Origin of the sequence: Anabaenopsis sp. FSS-46, from assembly GCF_029891665.1 — a bacterium.
Taxonomy (GTDB): Bacteria; Cyanobacteriota; Cyanobacteriia; order Cyanobacteriales; family Nostocaceae; genus Anabaenopsis; species Anabaenopsis arnoldii.
Window position 1 is genome coordinate 1 of record NZ_JANQDG010000140.1, and the last position, 14,585, is coordinate 14,585.

Genomic DNA, 14,585 nt, shown 5'->3' on the forward strand with positions numbered 1-14,585 from the left:
TTCAACACACTTGATGAACTTCGCGCTCGCCTCAACGAACTTCTCAGTCAAATCACATCAGAACGTGTTATTTCCTTGACTTCTTATGATTTTATTCTCGAAGCTCTTTTTTATGCAGCTTCAATGTAAATTGATATTAGACCATAGATTCTCCCACAGAAAGCGTACAAGCCTTTATGCTTGACCGTCTAAATTGCTTTTATTTTCAGCACTAGATACTCTGGTATAAATCACAACTCATTCAAAGGTTTTTTGTACATCAACGATGACTCTACCTGTAGGAAGCTGAGTAGCTTTAAGTTCACCACGTTTCCACATCCTCCAAGCAGTCTGGTAACTTATTCCCTTTGATTTAGCGTAGTCAGATAGTTTCATTCCCAAAATATCCCATAAATGATTACATCTGACTATATCTGATTATATTTTGATCATTTAAACCTTATACTCCTCACCGAAAGACCTTTCTCTGTCATCTTGAAGACATTGGTCAAGATGTATTAAGCTAAACGACAACTGATATTCATGATGTACACCCATCTGTCTATATATCAGTCATACCTTGTATTTGCTATCACATCAATTGCTGAATAAATCTGGGAAGAGGAATCGGATTCCTTGCATGAGCAAGGTTAATAATTTTTACGGAGTCAGTCAGTATGTTAAAGCAAATTTTTAAACGTAGCTCAGTTTTGTTTTTTTTGCTTGCAGGTAATCTTTCAGTTCTTGCACAAACTCCACAATCAAGACCTCAAACTCAACTGTCTAGAGGGATCTCGGAACAATTTCAACAGTCTCAAGGACAAACTACTGTCAGCCCCGAAGAACTGCAAAAATTTGCCAGCATTCTCCCCAGGTTACAGGAAATTGCCGAAACAGGGCAACAGAGAAGTCTACAAATTATTGAGCAATCACCCCTAAGCGTAGAGAGATTTCAAGAGCTGTCCCAAGCACAACAAACACCCGGTACTCAACCGTCTTCACCAGCTACTCAAGAGGAGCAACAGTCTTTTGACCAAGTAGCCGCCCAGGTTCAGTCAATCCAAGAGGAAACCGTGTTGCAACAGCAGGAAGCTGTGCAGGCTGGGGGTCTAGAACTCAACCGCTTTAATGAGATATTTATCGCCGTTCAGCAAGACCCGGCTTTGCAACAACAACTACAGCAGCTAATTCAGAACAATTAGCCGTTAATTATCGGCGTGGTTTTTTCTGAGAAACAGTCATAACCGGTAGAGTACTACTAGAGGATTGGGGAGGTAAATAATGTTGTACTTCCGCTGCATCTGGTAGGGGTTGTCGTTGCTGGATCCGCCATAACTTAAAAGCTAGACTAATCCCAGCAGTTCCCAGACCCACAGCAAATAATGACCAACTATCATCCAGTCCACCAATCAGGGCATCTACCACGCCTATGGTCATCAATACGCTGATGATGGGATCTTTTCTGTAGGCTGACTTTAAAAAACGAGGTAATACAGCATTCATCACAGCTTGGTTTGTCCAGATTACCTGAGGTTTAACTTGATCAACAATAACTTACACATTAACTGCCATTGTGACGATATGCATCTAGCTAACTAGATTTTTTTTGCGCCATAGATGGCAAGTTGTGCAAGCGGGTATGCTATTAGGTACAGATCCGGTCAAAACCAGCTAAAACAACTAGCTGGTTAAAACACTTCTAATTACTAGCTTACAACCGGAAATTTTATATTTTCTAGTCCCACTATTTCAGGCCTAGCCATGATAGCACACCTTGGTTAGTGAAGTACTCAATCACCACCATCAATAAAAAGCCAATCATTGCTGCTCGGCCGTTTAAGCGTTCGGCATATTCATTAAAGCCAAACTTAGGCTCTTCTAATTTGGGGGTAATTGTTGGTTGTGATTGTGACATTTTCTAGAAACCTCTTTTTGGCGGGAGTTAAAACAGTGAACAGTAAAGGATTATCAAACTTGCAGATGGCATTGATCACCACACTGAATTTAAAACTTGGAGAACCTGACCCCCAGATGATTGGTAACTGGTGGTAGTGATGGTGGTGCATAAATCCCCGAATCTGCTACAGCTTCCAAATAGGAAACCGTACAATCCTATTTTAACAATTTGTAATTATTTTTTATATATTGTAGAAATATGGGGGCAATAGTCAAGGGCAGGAGTTTGATCACCTAGCTGAGTAATTAGCTATCCCTAATACGGAAGTGCAAGTCTGAGCAGGCTAAAGTTGAACAAAAAAATCATTAGAGGCGGAACATGGAAATCGGCGTTCCTCGGGAGTTTAAGGATCAAGAGTTTCGGGTAGGGTTAAGTCCCTCTAGTGTGCGGGTACTCAGAGAAAATGGCCATACCATTTTTGTTCAGAGTCAAGCGGGTAGTGGTGCGGGATTTACAGATGAGGACTATCAACAGGCCGGGGCTGAGATTGTTTGCACAGCCGAAGCAGCATGGAATCGGCAGTTAGTTGTCAAAGTCAAAGAACCTTTGACAAATGAGTATAAGTATTTACAAAAAGGGCAGATATTATTTACTTATCTGCATTTAGCAGCCGATCGCAGTTTAACCGAGCATTTAATTGATTGTGGCACTTGTGCGATCGCTTACGAAACCGTAGAACAAACCGGTGCCAATAAACTACCCTTGCTCAGTCCCATGAGCATTATTGCGGGTCGCCTAGCAGTACAATTCGGAGCCAGATTTCTAGAACGCCAGCAAGGTGGTAGAGGAGTTCTCTTAGGGGGTGTCCCTGGGGTCAAACCAGGAAAAGTAGTAATTTTAGGCGGCGGCGTTGTGGGTACAGAAGCGGCTAAAATTGCTGTGGGTATGGGTGCTGCTGTGCAAATCTTAGATGTAAATGTCGAGCGTTTATCTTACTTAGAAAATGTATTTGGTTCTAGAGTAGAACTACTATACAGCAACTCAGCCCATATCCAAGCTGCTATCAAAGAAGCTGATTTACTCATTGGTGCTGTTTTAGTCCCCGGACGCAGAGCGCCCATACTAGTATCCCGTGAATTTGTCCAACAAATGCGCCCCGGTTCGGTAATTGTAGATGTTGCAGTTGACCAAGGCGGTTGTGTAGAAACTTTACACGTGACCTCACACACCAATCCTGTATACATAGAAGAAGGTGTCGTACATTATGGAGTTCCCAATATGCCGGGTGCAGTACCTTGGACGGCTACCCAAGCCCTTAATAACAGTACATTACCTTATGTTGTCCAATTAGCAAATTTAGGTATTAAAGCCCTAGAAGTCAACCCAGCCTTAGCTAAAGGTCTGAATGTGCAAAATCACCGCTTAGTACATCCAGCAGTGCAAGAAGTTTTCCCGGATTTGGTAAATTAAGATATTCGGTAATTGCGCTACTATATCCTCTAAGGTTAGACCAAAAAGCCTGCCTATGCAGGCTCAATACTTTATAGTTAAAATTTAATTGTTAGCTAATCTTGACGAGTATGTGGTATAATTTATTCTGATAATCAATAATTTTGTCTTGATAGCTAGTTAGTAGGATTGGCCAAGAGAAATGAAAATTATATGTTCGCAAATACCAAAACAAATAGAACTACCTTTACAATTAGTAACTTATCAAAACAAATTTACTTTCATAGATTTATTTGCTGGAATTGGTGGTTTTAGAATTGCTTTAGAGAAATTAGGTGGTCAATGTTTAGGATATTCCGAAGTTGATAAACAAGCAATAAAGGTTTATAAACAAAATTTTATTAGCTACTTAAATAAAGATGAACTTGACCTAGGCGACATTACTAAAATCAGTGAACTACCACCTTATATTGATATAATAGTCGGTGGTGTTCCTTGCCAACCTTGGTCAGTTGCAGGTTGTTTAAAAGGTTTTGAAGATCCCAGAGGTAAATTATGGTTTGACGTAATTCGATTAGTCAGAAAAAGTCAACCTAAAGCCTTTATTTTTGAAAATGTCAGTGGATTAGCCAGCCCAAAAAATCGAGACAACTTAGAATTGATTTTACAACAATTCCAGAATATAGGATATTGTGTTAAATGGAAAATATTAAATGCCTATGACTTTGGTTTACCTCAAAATAGAGATAGAGTTTTTATTGTGGGAATTAAAAATAATATAGACAGATATCAAGAATATAAATTTCCTAATCCTTTAAATATTCATCCCAAAGTTTTAGATATTTTGGAGGATATCAAAAATATCCAAGTTGTGGAAAAGGTTAAGTTAGGTAGTGAGACCTTATTTAGAGGTGTAGTTCCACCATCTAGAACTAGATTTCAAAAAAACGATGAATTAAACGATTTTTTTATCTTTTCAGATTTGAGAAATGGACATACAACAATCCATTCCTGGGATATAATCTTCACCACTGACAGAGAAAAAATGATTTGTTTAACTCTTCTTAAACATAGAAGAAGTAAAAAATACGGTAATAAAGATGGTAATCCTTTATCTTTTAAAAATTTTCAGGAAATAATATCTGATATCCAGGTTAGTGAATTAAATGAATTAGTCAAAAAATCAATATTGCGTTTAACTCATGATAATAAGTATGAATTTGTTAACTCTAAAAATATGACAGGTATTAATGATATTTATCGAATTATTTTACCTACGGCGGATATTGTGCCAACTTTAACTGCGACTGGTGCTAAAGATTATATAGCAACAGTATCTATTTATGCTACTCATCCGGAAGATTATAAAAATATTTTCCTAGAAAAAATATATAGAAATAAAAAATATATACCTATTACTGCAAAACACGCTTGTAAGTTACAAGGTTTTCCAGCAAACTTTAATTATCATGAGAAAGATGATATTGCAAGAAAACACTTTGGTAATGCTGTTCCCGTCCCTGTAGTCGAGTATGTAGCTAAAGAATTACTCAAAACTCTGGAAATTTAAGTTTTATTTATAAAAATTGTCTTGATAAAAAATATCATCAAATTCTGCTGCAAAATTTTCTTTCCCTAGTTCAATAAAAAGTGATTTAAGTTGTCCAAAGGTGTTTTCCATTCCAGAACAAAAATCCCAAAACTCATTTTCAACCCATATATCTTGGTCAATATCTAAGGGAGAATTAGTTAACATACTTTTCTTGTTTTTATACCAATCTTGCGTAAAAGGATTAAAAGGAATAGCAATACGAGCTTCTAAGTTAGCATCAGGATTTTCAGCAAACCTATATGTATACCACTCTAGAAGTTGCTTATTGAATCCTTTAAAATCACCTTGATTTGGTTGTGTAGTTTTGAGATCAAAAATATATTCTATTCCGTCTTTACAAAAATGAATATCAACTCCAGTTCCAGGTGGAGGAGATGTATATTTACCTATATCTTGATGATGAGTTGCTAAAGCAGCTTCTTTTAGTCTTTTTATACATTCCTTAGTGGAAACTCTCTGATTATTTGGCTTATTTTCACGTTCATAAACTAATTGATTGAATTCATTCCGCAATTTTTCCGGAAATGGTTCAGGGCGTAATATTCTTTTATGTATAATTTCAAACCCGTTGATTTCTGCTAAGGTTTTAGCTATGGGTTCCCAAAAAGTTGTACCTAAACTAGTTTCTAACCCGCCTATCAAAGAGCGTATTCGCCTTTCAACAGGGAAAATATCATCTAATACTTGGTAATTTTTGACTTTTTTATCTTTAAAGAAATTCCTAATTGATTCTTTCAAGGTAACTTTGATTCTATCTTTAATATCTTTATCCATAATGTATATCAAAATCAGCAAAGAAATCGTAAATATAAGTACGATGAAGTTATGCCTTTTTCGCTTGTTCTTGACATAATTTTATTTGCTTCCTTCGCTGGCTTATAGTCAGAGCAAAACGCCTTTTTATATCCACTAATTTATTTACTCCAAGTAATACTCAAAAACTTATAGCTTATACTTAACATTCAGCACTTACTCAATGAATATCAACTGGGAGAAATTGTGGATAAGTAATCTTCTATACTAGATTATCATAAAAGTTCAGTTTTTGAGTATATTGACATTGTAGCCAAAAAGTGTATCCTAGGTATGGCTAACTCAGGGAGATAAGTCATGGAATTTTTATCTGATTCTGTGGTGTTATCACGGATGCAATTTGCATTAACAGCACTATTCCATATGCTCTGGCCAGTCCTAACAACGGGGATGGGGATTTATCTGGTCATCGTTGAAGGAGTATGGCTAAAAACTCAAAATCCTGATTATTACCTTCACGCTCGGTTTTGGTCTAAATTTTATGTCCTTAACTTTGGTATTGGCGTAGCAACGGGTATACCCATGGAATTTCAGTTTGGCACCAATTGGGGACCATTCTCGGAAGCCGTGGGTAACTTTTTTGGCAGTGTTATTGGTTTTGAGGCTTCTTGGGCGTTTATGCTAGAAGCTGCATTTTTAGGCATTATGTTATTCGGCTGGGAGCGTGTCAATCCCGCCATTCACTATCTTTCCACAATTTTGGTAGCTGTAGGTGCGAACTTATCCACCCTGTGGATTTTGACGGCAAACTCCTGGATGCAAACCCCCGCAGGTGGGGAAATGGTGGATGGTAAATTTATTGTCAGTGATTATTTTCAAGCAATTTTAAATCCCTTTATGGTTAACAGTGTGCTGCATATGTTTTTCGCGACACTGGAAACCTCTTTATTTGTGATTGGGGGAATTAGCGCTTGGTATATTTTAAAGCAACGCCAGCCGGATTTCTTTTCTAAGTCTTTTAAGATTGCCTTAGCAGCTGCGATCGCAGTTGCACCATTACAAATATACATCGGACACCTCAGCGGCGAGCAAGTGTATCACTATCAACCCACGAAACTCGCAGCCATGGAAGCCCAATGGGAATCTTCACCAGCGGGACAACCTGCTGACTGGAGTTTGTTAGCCATACCCAACGAAAAAGCCCAAAAAAACGACTGGGAAATCACCGTTCCCAACGCCCTGGGGTACATTCTGGAATTTAAGAGAAATCTTTCCGAACCAGTACGGGGACTAAAAGAGTGGAAACCAGAGGATCGACCCCACATGGTCGGTTTGATTTATTACGCCTTCCGCACCATGATCGCCATTGGCTTTTTCTTAGCCGGTTTAATGTTATTCAGTACATTACAATGGTTACGCGGTAAACTATCAGTAGAAAACATCACCCAGCAACCCTGGTTGTTACGGGGTTGGATACTTGCAGCACCTCTAGGATACATCGCCGTAGAGTCCGGGTGGATTGTGCGCTGTGTAGGAAGACAACCTTGGACACTTTACGGACAAATCCGCACCGTTGACGCTGCTTCTCATATACCTGCTAGTAATGTTTTAGTTTCACTCACCAGTTTTGCTACAGTTTACACTCTCTTATTTATTGCAGCTTTGTATTTTGGTAGTCGCATAATACGTCAAGGTCCAAATCTAGATTTACCAGTCCCAGGACTAGAAATTACTCAACCCGCAGTACAAACCACCCCTGGGGAGTTTCTACCCGATGAACGTCCCGCAGAAGCACAACAATAATCAGAAAATTCCACAACCTCTAATTTAGCAACCAATCTCAAGAGCTAATTATATGGAGACACTCCAGTATTTTCTCCCCCAAGTATGGTTTGTAATTTTGGCTTTGTTCCTGTTCCTCTACGTCATGCTAGACGGTTTTGATTTAGGGGTGGGGATACTATCTCTCACCTCATCCGACGAGGAACGCCGGGGGATTTTAATGACCAGTCTCAGTAATATTTGGGATGCAAACGAAACCTGGCTAGTTTTAATGGGAGGGGGTCTGTTTGGTGCGTTTCCCTTGGCTTATGGCACAATTTTAAGCGCCTTGTATATTCCCATTCTGACTATGGTGTTTGGGTTTATTTTCCGGGGTGTAGCCTTTGAATTTCGGGAGTTATCCAACCGCAAATTTTTATGGAATTTTGCCTTTGGTGCTGGGAGTTTTACCGCCGCGCTCGGTCAAGGTTTTGCTTTAGGTGCGGTACTCAAGGGAATTAAAGTTGATGAAGCTGGACACTTTATTGGTACAACCTGGGACTGGTTGAGCATTCCTTCTGTGTTGGTGGCTTTAACTTTGATTCAAGCCTATGTGTTAATTGGTTCGACTTACCTGGTGTGGAAGACTACAGGAGAATTACAAGCTACTCATTTTAAAACTGCTAAAATTGCCGCTTGGACGACTTTAATAGGCGCTATTTTCATCACCATTAGCACACCAATTATTTATGAAAATGCCAGAGCACGCTTATTTCAACAACCACTAGTATATATCTTTGCTGTGATCCCTGTGTTGGGAGTGTTACTAATTTGGCAACTTCTCAAGAGTCTTAACCTGAGAGAGGAAAGAGCGCCGTTTGTCTGGACTATTCTTTTATTTGTCCTGACTTTTTTGGGGTTGGGATTAATTGTTTTTCCTTATATTATCCCTAATCAAATTACCATCTATCAGGCGGCGGCTGATCCGAGTTCCCTGGTAATTATGATTATTTTTATCGGGTTTCTGATTCCGGTGATGTTGTTTTACAACCTTTACCAGTACATTGTGTTTCGCGGTAAGGTGACTGGGGGACAGTATGGGGAGTCATAAAGTCATGGAAGGCGATCTAGAACTCCCCTGACCTCTCACGACTCATCTACAATAGAAATAGAATTTGTTGAGATTTGTATAGTTAGAGTTTAAGCTGTCATGGCTCCTGCCGTTTTAATTGAAAAGCTACAAAAGAACTACGGTAAAGTAGTCGCAGTCAAAGATGTATCCTTTGAGGTAAAACCGGGGGAAATCTTTGGTTTACTCGGTCCTAACGGTGCGGGTAAAACTACGACTCTGCGAGCTTTATGTACTCTGACAACACCGGATGCTGGCAAAATCGAAGTATCTGGTATATCGGTGACGGAGAACCCGAAAATCGCTCGCCAAAAACTCGGCTATGTAGCCCAAGAAGTCGCATTAGATAAGGTTCTAACTGGACGGGAACTACTACAACTCCAAGCAGCGCTGTATCACATTCCCCGGTCCGTGGCTAAACAGCGGATTGATATGGTGTTAAATTTACTGGGTTTACAGGAATACGCCGAGAAAAAGACCGGAACCTATTCCGGTGGTTTACGCAAGCGCCTAGACTTAGCAGCGGGTTTACTCCATGCTCCAGATGTTTTAGTGTTAGATGAGCCCACCGTGGGGCTTGACATAGATAGCCGTTTTGTGGTATGGGAATTTCTGCGCCACTTACGCGCCTCTGGAACAACAGTATTGATTACCAGTCACTATTTAGAAGAAATCGACGCATTAGCCGATCGCGTGGCTATTATTGACCGTGGTACGGTAATTGCGGCGGGTACACCTTCTCAATTAAAAGATCAAGTTGGGGGCGATCGCATCACTCTGCGCATCCGGGAATTTTCCCCAGCAGAAGAAGCCGAAAAAGCCAAACAAGTGTTACAAAACTTACCCTTTGTCCAAGAAGTAATTATTAACAGCGCCCAAGGTAATTCCCTCAACTTGGTAGTAACACCAGAAAATGATGCCTTAATGACCATACAGCAATCCCTCAACACTGTGAGCTTGCCGATCTTTGGTATTTCTCAATCTCGGCCCAGCCTAGATGATGTTTACCTCGCGGCCACCGGGCGAACTTTGCTGGATGCAGAACTCGCAGCAGTTAGCACCCGCGATCTCAAAGCTGAGAAAAAGCAAAATATGAGATAGTCATTGGTCATGGAACTTCCCGCTTTTCCCCTACTTCCTAAATTACTATGAGTGTTACCCCTAAATCTGAAATGAATTGGCAGCAATTAGCATCGCCAGAATTAGATGTGAATACTGCCCCCAATTTATTGGGTGAAATAGTCCAAGAGACCCTAGCTTTAACTCGTCGCTTGTTTATTCAATTACAACGCCGTCCCTCAACCTTAGTTGCTGGAATTATTCAGCCGGTGATGTGGTTAGTGCTATTTGGGGCTTTATTCCAAAATGCCCCCAAGGGTTTGTTTGGAACTACGAGCAATTACGGTCAATTTTTGGCGGCTGGTGTAATTGTGTTTACAGCTTTTGCCGGTGCTTTGAATGCTGGGTTACCGGTGATGTTTGATCGGGAATTTGGCTTTTTAAATCGGTTACTGGTAGCACCTTTAGCTTCTCGGTTTTCCATTGTCTTTGCTTCCGCCATCTTTATCATTAGCCAAAGTTTACTACAAGCAGCGGTAATTGTAGCAGCAGCAGCCTTTCTAGGGGCAGGCTTACCGGATGCCGCCGGGTTGAGTGCGATCGCCTTAATCGTGTTTCTGCTCTCCTTGGGTGTAACCGCCATTTCCCTGGGTTTAGCCTTTGCCTTACCTGGACACATTGAATTAATTGCGGTTATTTTTGTCACTAACCTACCCTTATTGTTTGCCAGTACCGCCTTAGCTCCTTTATCCTTTATGCCAGGGTGGTTGCAAATTGTCGCTACCCTCAACCCCCTGAGCTTTGCCATAGAACCAATTCGTTACCTATATCTTCATAGCGATTGGGGGCTAAATAGTGTAGTCATGTCAGCACCTTGGGGTAATGTTACCTTTGGGGGAGCGCTCCTGGTGTTGTTTGGCTTTGCGTTGATAGCTTTATTGAGCATTCAAACCCGACTGCGGCGGACTCTCGCCTAGAGCTTCAGTCAGCTAAATTATTGATAGTAATTTTACAGTCAAAACTCCATGGAAAAACCATTTTTATCACTTACTCAATTTTCCCTGCTCAGTGTTGCAGGAATTAGCGTGGCTTCCTTGCTTCTCGCTCCACCAAGTCTGGCTCAATTTAACTCTGTAGATCGTGGCACAAACCAGAATAGTGACCCATTAGCTAGCCCAAACTCAGGTGATTTAAATATGTTTGATATTATTCACCGGGCAAATTTGGGGAATGTCAACTGGAATGCTGATGAGCAACAACAACAAATAGACTCAGCAGCATCCGACTTTAGAGCCAGACAACAAAAAGCTTTTCAAGAACAGGAACGCTCAAATACAGATTCACCATCGGTTTTACCTCAAGGAACTGAATCACCATAAATTGGATTTGAATTAACCTTATGGGTATAAGGTTAATTCAAAATCTCAAAACTACAGACCAAGTGCCGCTAAAACATCACTGGCGTGAGTAGTAGTATTTACACTAGCGTCAACATGAACGATTTTGCCGTTAGGGTCAATTACGTAGGTAACACGCTTGGCGTAACCACCGCCATCGACATCATAAGCCCTGATTAAACTTTGGTTAGTGTCAGCCAACAAAGGAAAGTTGAGATTATATTTTTGGGTAAAGGCCTGATGAGAGGCTTGATCATCGGCGCTGACTCCCAGCACCACTACATCTTTACCTAAATATTCAGGTTGAGCATCCCGGAAGCTACAAGCTTGTTTGGTGCAACCTGGGGTGTCATCTTTGGGGTAGAAGTATAAAACAACTGTCTTCCCCGCAAAATCAGATAATGAAACGGTGTTACCGTTAGTATCTTTGACGGTAAATGCAGGTGCATCCGTACCAACTGCTAGAGGCATAATGAACCTTTCCTGTTTTAAATTGATGACTTTGAAATTTTACAATAATTTACAATATTTAAGGAATTGACTCAAAAAAAATGGTACTGAAAACTGGGAAGTGACCAATGACTAATGACCAGAAAACCTTATCTTATGCCAGTAGTACAGTAGAAAGGGCTAGGCGATCGCTTATATGCTCTCCTTTTAATCTTGTATTGTTGCAAGCTATGCGTCAGCAGAGTTTACCATTAAGTGCCATCGCTATGGAAAATGGTGTCCAGAATGGCTATACTAAAAGCCCTTTATCAGAACTGGCTTGTGATGATGCTTTAAACTGGCTGATTCAAGTGGGTATTTTGCGGCGAGAAGTGGATGGTCAGGGAATTACGGATAGTTTCCGCCTCACTCCTCTAGGTCATCTGTTGGTGGAACAATTCCATGGCCAAAATTGGCCTAATGCTTCCTGGAGCGATCGCTTGTATAATGCGGGAGTTTACTGGTTTCGACTACCCTTTTAATTACGAACTATGAAAGCAATTATGGTAGTGGGAACAACATCCCACGCTGGGAAATCACTGATAAGTACAGCTATTTGTCGGATTCTGTCGCGGCGTGGTTGGCGGGTCGCTCCCTTTAAAGGTCAAAACATGGCACTGAATGCTTATGTCACCGCCAATGGGGGAGAAATTGGTTATGCTCAAGCAGTACAAGCTTGGGCAGCTGGTGTTATCCCTGGGGTAGAAATGAACCCAATTTTACTCAAACCCCAGGGGGATATGACATCCCAAGTGATTATCAAAGGTAGAGCTGTAGGCAAAGTCAAAGCTTCAGATTATTATGAACAATACTTTAATATTGGTTGGCAGGCAATAGAAGAGTCTCTAAAACATTTATCCACAGAATTTGATTTACTTGTCTGTGAAGGTGCGGGTAGTCCGGCGGAGATTAACCTCAAGCACCGCGACTTAACTAATATGCGGATAGCAAAATATTTAAACGCACCAACTATATTAGTAGTTGATATTGACCGGGGTGGTGCTTTTGCTCATGTGGTGGGAACTCTGGAGTTACTAGAACCAGAAGAACGTCAATTAATTAAAGGTATAGTAATTAACAAATTCCGGGGTCAGCGATCGCTTTTGCAACCGGGGATAAAATGGTTAGAAGAACGTATTGGCATTCCTGTGATTGGTGTGATCCCTTATTTTCAAGAAATTTTTCCCGCCGAAGACTCCCTAGACCTACTAGAACGTAAGTCATACAAAACCAATACTGACCTGAATATCACTGTTATTCGCTTACCCAGAATTGCTAACTTCACCGATTTTGACCCCTTGGAGTCGGAGCCGAGTGTTGCGGTAAAATTTCTGAGTATGAAGCAAGATTTAGGACATCCAGATGCCGTAATTATCCCAGGAACAAAGACCACAATTACCGACTTGCTACTAATGCATAAAACGGGTATGTCAGAAGCAATTAAAAACTATGCAGCTTCTGGCGGTACAGTGTTAGGTATTTGCGGCGGCTATCAAATGCTAGGGCAAATTATCGCTGATCCCGAAGGAGTAGAAGGACAAGCTGGTAGATTTCAGGGGTTAAATCTTTTACCCATTAGAACTGTAATTACCGGACAGAAAATTGCTCGTCAGCGCCAAGTTAGCTCCAATTATCCCCAAATGGGTTTACCAGTCAATGGCTTTGAAATCCACCAAGGGCGATCGCGCATAGAACAATCAGAAGATGACCCAGGATACCATCATTTATTTGATGATGCTAATTTAGGACTAGTGGATAACTCTCAATCTATTTGGGGTACATATCTCCATGGACTGTTTGATAATGGCCCTTGGCGACGGGCTTGGTTAAATCGCCTGCGTCAACAACGAGGTTTAAAATCTTTGCCTACAGGTGTTGCTAACTACAAGGAACATCGAGAACAAATTTTAGACTCTCTGGCTACAGAAATTGAAACCCATTTAAACTTAGAGCCAATTTTACCTTAACTAAAATTATTGTTCATGACTATTCGCGTCCGCTTTTTACCAGATGATGTGACTGTTAATGCCGAAGTGGGAGAACCGCTGTTAGATGTAGCGCAACGGGCTGGGGTGTTTATTGCCACCGGGTGCCTCATGGGTTCTTGTCATGCTTGCACTGTTGAACTAGAAGATGGCGAAGTCATTCGCGCCTGTATTTCCTCAGTGTCACCAGAGCGCGAAGAAATGATCATTAATTTGTATGGTGACCCTACTTGGTAATTTTTTGTCCTGATTTTGTTACGTGAGCATTTAAGATTTAGGTATCATAAACCTATACCAATAATTATTGCTGTTGAAACTACGGGGGATACACTACCAAAAGTGTGTAACCCCCCATAGTATTTAATTGCTCAGAATGGTTAGCTTTGAGATTTAACATTCAAAGCATATTCTTTGAACCTTTCCAAATCAGCTTCAATGGTAGACTCAACTACCCGCCCCAAAAACAAGTTATCCATAATTTTGCCAATAATTCCAGGGATGGCATAGGAAACCGTCATTTTGACAATACTACTACCATGGCGGTCATAAAAGCGGATTGCACCTTGATTTGGCAGACCATCAACGGATTCCCATTGAATAATTTGCTCTTTGACGACCTTGAGCATCCGGGATTTCCATTTAAATTCCAGACCCCCTGTACTAAGTTTCCATAGAGATATGTCCGGGTTGTCTGGGGAAATCCTCACAGAATCAATCCACTTCATCCAACGTGGCATTTGCTCTAAGTCAGACCACAGACCCCATACTAGTTCTATGGGAGCATCGACTTCAATCTGCACACTATGCTCTAACCACTCTGCCATTTTCTTTGATTCCGATACTTTTTTGCTAACATTCACTAACAAATACACTCTTTAAGAGAGGGCGTATCAACCAATGCACGTAGGAAAATCCCCCGCGCACCATTTATGTCCCGGCTCATTACCCGCCCGTCAGATGGAGACTTAACGAATTTAGCACCACCAAGGTTGGGGATGATTTCACCAGTCCAGCTGACTGTTTTTGATGTGTACGCTTCGTTCACATCCATCACTACTTTATTAGTCTCAAAAGC

At 40.8% G+C, this 14,585-nt stretch carries 17 protein-coding genes; 11 read left to right on the forward strand and 6 right to left on the reverse strand.

Features of this window, described 5'->3' with window-relative positions; translation table 11 throughout:
* Window positions 1-237: 237 nt before the first annotated feature.
* Window positions 238-375, reverse strand: coding sequence for a hypothetical protein (locus tag NWP21_RS17240; RefSeq protein WP_271763184.1), 138 nt, complete (start codon window positions 373-375; stop codon window positions 238-240).
* A gap of 281 nt (window positions 376-656) precedes the next feature.
* Here NWP21_RS17240 and NWP21_RS17245 point away from each other — a divergent pair, with 281 nt between their 5' ends.
* Complete coding sequence (locus tag NWP21_RS17245) at window positions 657-1,181, forward strand: DUF4168 domain-containing protein (RefSeq protein WP_280793617.1); 525 nt, start codon at window positions 657-659, stop codon at window positions 1,179-1,181.
* Between the two features lie 7 nt (window positions 1,182-1,188).
* On the opposite strand, the gene NWP21_RS17250 is transcribed toward NWP21_RS17245, so the two are convergent.
* Together NWP21_RS17250 and NWP21_RS17255 are read right to left on the reverse strand one after the other, a co-directional pair.
* Window positions 1,189-1,482, reverse strand: a complete 294-nt coding sequence (locus NWP21_RS17250) for a hypothetical protein (RefSeq protein WP_271731577.1) — start codon at window positions 1,480-1,482, stop codon at window positions 1,189-1,191.
* 241 nt (window positions 1,483-1,723) lie between these two features.
* A complete protein-coding gene (locus NWP21_RS17255) occupies window positions 1,724-1,894 on the reverse strand; it encodes a chlorophyll a/b-binding protein (RefSeq protein WP_271731036.1) in 171 nt (56 codons plus the stop codon).
* Between the two features lie 360 nt (window positions 1,895-2,254).
* Here NWP21_RS17255 and ald point away from each other — a divergent pair, with 360 nt between their 5' ends.
* Both ald and NWP21_RS17265 read left to right on the forward strand, forming a co-directional pair.
* On the forward strand, window positions 2,255-3,346 hold the full coding sequence (gene ald / locus NWP21_RS17260; protein ID WP_280793618.1) for an alanine dehydrogenase: 1,092 nt from the start codon (window positions 2,255-2,257) through the stop codon (window positions 3,344-3,346).
* A gap of 181 nt (window positions 3,347-3,527) precedes the next feature.
* The gene (locus tag NWP21_RS17265) at window positions 3,528-4,895 is read left to right on the forward strand and encodes a DNA cytosine methyltransferase (protein WP_280793619.1); all 1,368 of its coding nucleotides are present in this window, start codon (window positions 3,528-3,530) and stop codon (window positions 4,893-4,895) included.
* Window positions 4,896-4,898: 3 nt separating this feature from the next.
* Here the strand turns inward: NWP21_RS17265 and NWP21_RS17270 are convergent, their stop codons facing one another.
* Window positions 4,899-5,711 (reverse strand): TdeIII family type II restriction endonuclease, encoded by an 813-nt coding sequence (locus NWP21_RS17270; protein WP_280793620.1) that lies wholly within the window; start codon window positions 5,709-5,711, stop codon window positions 4,899-4,901.
* Window positions 5,712-6,047: 336 nt separating this feature from the next.
* Here NWP21_RS17270 and NWP21_RS17275 point away from each other — a divergent pair, with 336 nt between their 5' ends.
* The 5 genes from NWP21_RS17275 to NWP21_RS17295 all read left to right on the forward strand — a co-directional run bounded on the left by NWP21_RS17275 (window position 6,048) and on the right by NWP21_RS17295 (window position 11,018).
* Window positions 6,048-7,493, forward strand: coding sequence for a cytochrome ubiquinol oxidase subunit I (locus NWP21_RS17275; RefSeq protein ID WP_280793621.1), 1,446 nt, complete (start codon window positions 6,048-6,050; stop codon window positions 7,491-7,493).
* A gap of 52 nt (window positions 7,494-7,545) precedes the next feature.
* Window positions 7,546-8,562: a cytochrome d ubiquinol oxidase subunit II gene (cydB, locus tag NWP21_RS17280; RefSeq protein WP_271731032.1), complete on the forward strand. Its 1,017-nt coding sequence runs from the start codon at window positions 7,546-7,548 to the stop codon at window positions 8,560-8,562.
* 99 nt (window positions 8,563-8,661) lie between these two features.
* Window positions 8,662-9,681 carry an ABC transporter ATP-binding protein gene (locus NWP21_RS17285; protein WP_280793622.1) on the forward strand — a complete coding sequence of 340 codons (1,020 nt, stop codon included), beginning with the start codon at window positions 8,662-8,664 and terminating at the stop codon, window positions 9,679-9,681.
* A gap of 47 nt (window positions 9,682-9,728) precedes the next feature.
* A complete protein-coding gene (locus tag NWP21_RS17290; protein ID WP_280793623.1) occupies window positions 9,729-10,616 on the forward strand; it encodes an ABC transporter permease in 888 nt (295 codons plus the stop codon).
* 48 nt (window positions 10,617-10,664) lie between these two features.
* The gene (locus NWP21_RS17295) at window positions 10,665-11,018 is read left to right on the forward strand and encodes a hypothetical protein (RefSeq protein WP_271731027.1); all 354 of its coding nucleotides are present in this window, start codon (window positions 10,665-10,667) and stop codon (window positions 11,016-11,018) included.
* A gap of 51 nt (window positions 11,019-11,069) precedes the next feature.
* Here NWP21_RS17295 and NWP21_RS17300 read toward each other — a convergent pair whose 3' ends face one another.
* Window positions 11,070-11,507, reverse strand: a complete 438-nt coding sequence (locus tag NWP21_RS17300; RefSeq protein WP_280793624.1) for a peroxiredoxin — start codon at window positions 11,505-11,507, stop codon at window positions 11,070-11,072.
* Between the two features lie 107 nt (window positions 11,508-11,614).
* Here NWP21_RS17300 and NWP21_RS17305 point away from each other — a divergent pair, with 107 nt between their 5' ends.
* The 3 genes from NWP21_RS17305 to NWP21_RS17315 are packed head-to-tail and all read left to right on the forward strand — an operon-like array spanning window position 11,615 to window position 13,747.
* Complete coding sequence (locus NWP21_RS17305) at window positions 11,615-12,007, forward strand: Npun_F0494 family protein (RefSeq protein WP_271731025.1); 393 nt, start codon at window positions 11,615-11,617, stop codon at window positions 12,005-12,007.
* Between the two features lie 9 nt (window positions 12,008-12,016).
* Complete coding sequence (cobQ, locus tag NWP21_RS17310) at window positions 12,017-13,492, forward strand: cobyric acid synthase CobQ (protein ID WP_280793625.1); 1,476 nt, start codon at window positions 12,017-12,019, stop codon at window positions 13,490-13,492.
* 15 nt (window positions 13,493-13,507) lie between these two features.
* Window positions 13,508-13,747 (forward strand): 2Fe-2S iron-sulfur cluster-binding protein, encoded by a 240-nt coding sequence (locus tag NWP21_RS17315; protein ID WP_271731023.1) that lies wholly within the window; start codon window positions 13,508-13,510, stop codon window positions 13,745-13,747.
* Between the two features lie 140 nt (window positions 13,748-13,887).
* Here NWP21_RS17315 and NWP21_RS17320 read toward each other — a convergent pair whose 3' ends face one another.
* Complete coding sequence (locus NWP21_RS17320) at window positions 13,888-14,334, reverse strand: SRPBCC family protein (RefSeq protein WP_271731022.1); 447 nt, start codon at window positions 14,332-14,334, stop codon at window positions 13,888-13,890.
* Between the last annotated feature and the right edge of the window lie 251 nt (window positions 14,335-14,585).

Coding starts and splice junctions, on each gene's coding strand:
- NWP21_RS17240 (WP_271763184.1), bottom strand. CDS start 375: ATGAAACTATCTGACTACGCTAAATCAAAGGGAATAAGTTACCAGACT.
- NWP21_RS17285 (WP_280793622.1), top strand. CDS start 8,662: ATGGCTCCTGCCGTTTTAATTGAAAAGCTACAAAAGAACTACGGTAAA.
- NWP21_RS17290 (WP_280793623.1), top strand. CDS start 9,729: ATGAGTGTTACCCCTAAATCTGAAATGAATTGGCAGCAATTAGCATCG.
- NWP21_RS17300 (WP_280793624.1), bottom strand. CDS start 11,507: ATGCCTCTAGCAGTTGGTACGGATGCACCTGCATTTACCGTCAAAGAT.
- NWP21_RS17270 (WP_280793620.1), bottom strand. CDS start 5,711: ATGGATAAAGATATTAAAGATAGAATCAAAGTTACCTTGAAAGAATCA.
- cobQ (WP_280793625.1), top strand. CDS start 12,017: ATGAAAGCAATTATGGTAGTGGGAACAACATCCCACGCTGGGAAATCA.
- NWP21_RS17265 (WP_280793619.1), top strand. CDS start 3,528: ATGAAAATTATATGTTCGCAAATACCAAAACAAATAGAACTACCTTTA.
- NWP21_RS17320 (WP_271731022.1), bottom strand. CDS start 14,334: ATGGCAGAGTGGTTAGAGCATAGTGTGCAGATTGAAGTCGATGCTCCC.
- NWP21_RS17295 (WP_271731027.1), top strand. CDS start 10,665: ATGGAAAAACCATTTTTATCACTTACTCAATTTTCCCTGCTCAGTGTT.
- cydB (WP_271731032.1), top strand. CDS start 7,546: ATGGAGACACTCCAGTATTTTCTCCCCCAAGTATGGTTTGTAATTTTG.
- NWP21_RS17250 (WP_271731577.1), bottom strand. CDS start 1,482: ATGAATGCTGTATTACCTCGTTTTTTAAAGTCAGCCTACAGAAAAGAT.
- NWP21_RS17255 (WP_271731036.1), bottom strand. CDS start 1,894: ATGTCACAATCACAACCAACAATTACCCCCAAATTAGAAGAGCCTAAG.
- NWP21_RS17315 (WP_271731023.1), top strand. CDS start 13,508: ATGACTATTCGCGTCCGCTTTTTACCAGATGATGTGACTGTTAATGCC.
- NWP21_RS17245 (WP_280793617.1), top strand. CDS start 657: ATGTTAAAGCAAATTTTTAAACGTAGCTCAGTTTTGTTTTTTTTGCTT.
- NWP21_RS17305 (WP_271731025.1), top strand. CDS start 11,615: ATGACTAATGACCAGAAAACCTTATCTTATGCCAGTAGTACAGTAGAA.
- NWP21_RS17275 (WP_280793621.1), top strand. CDS start 6,048: ATGGAATTTTTATCTGATTCTGTGGTGTTATCACGGATGCAATTTGCA.
- ald (WP_280793618.1), top strand. CDS start 2,255: ATGGAAATCGGCGTTCCTCGGGAGTTTAAGGATCAAGAGTTTCGGGTA.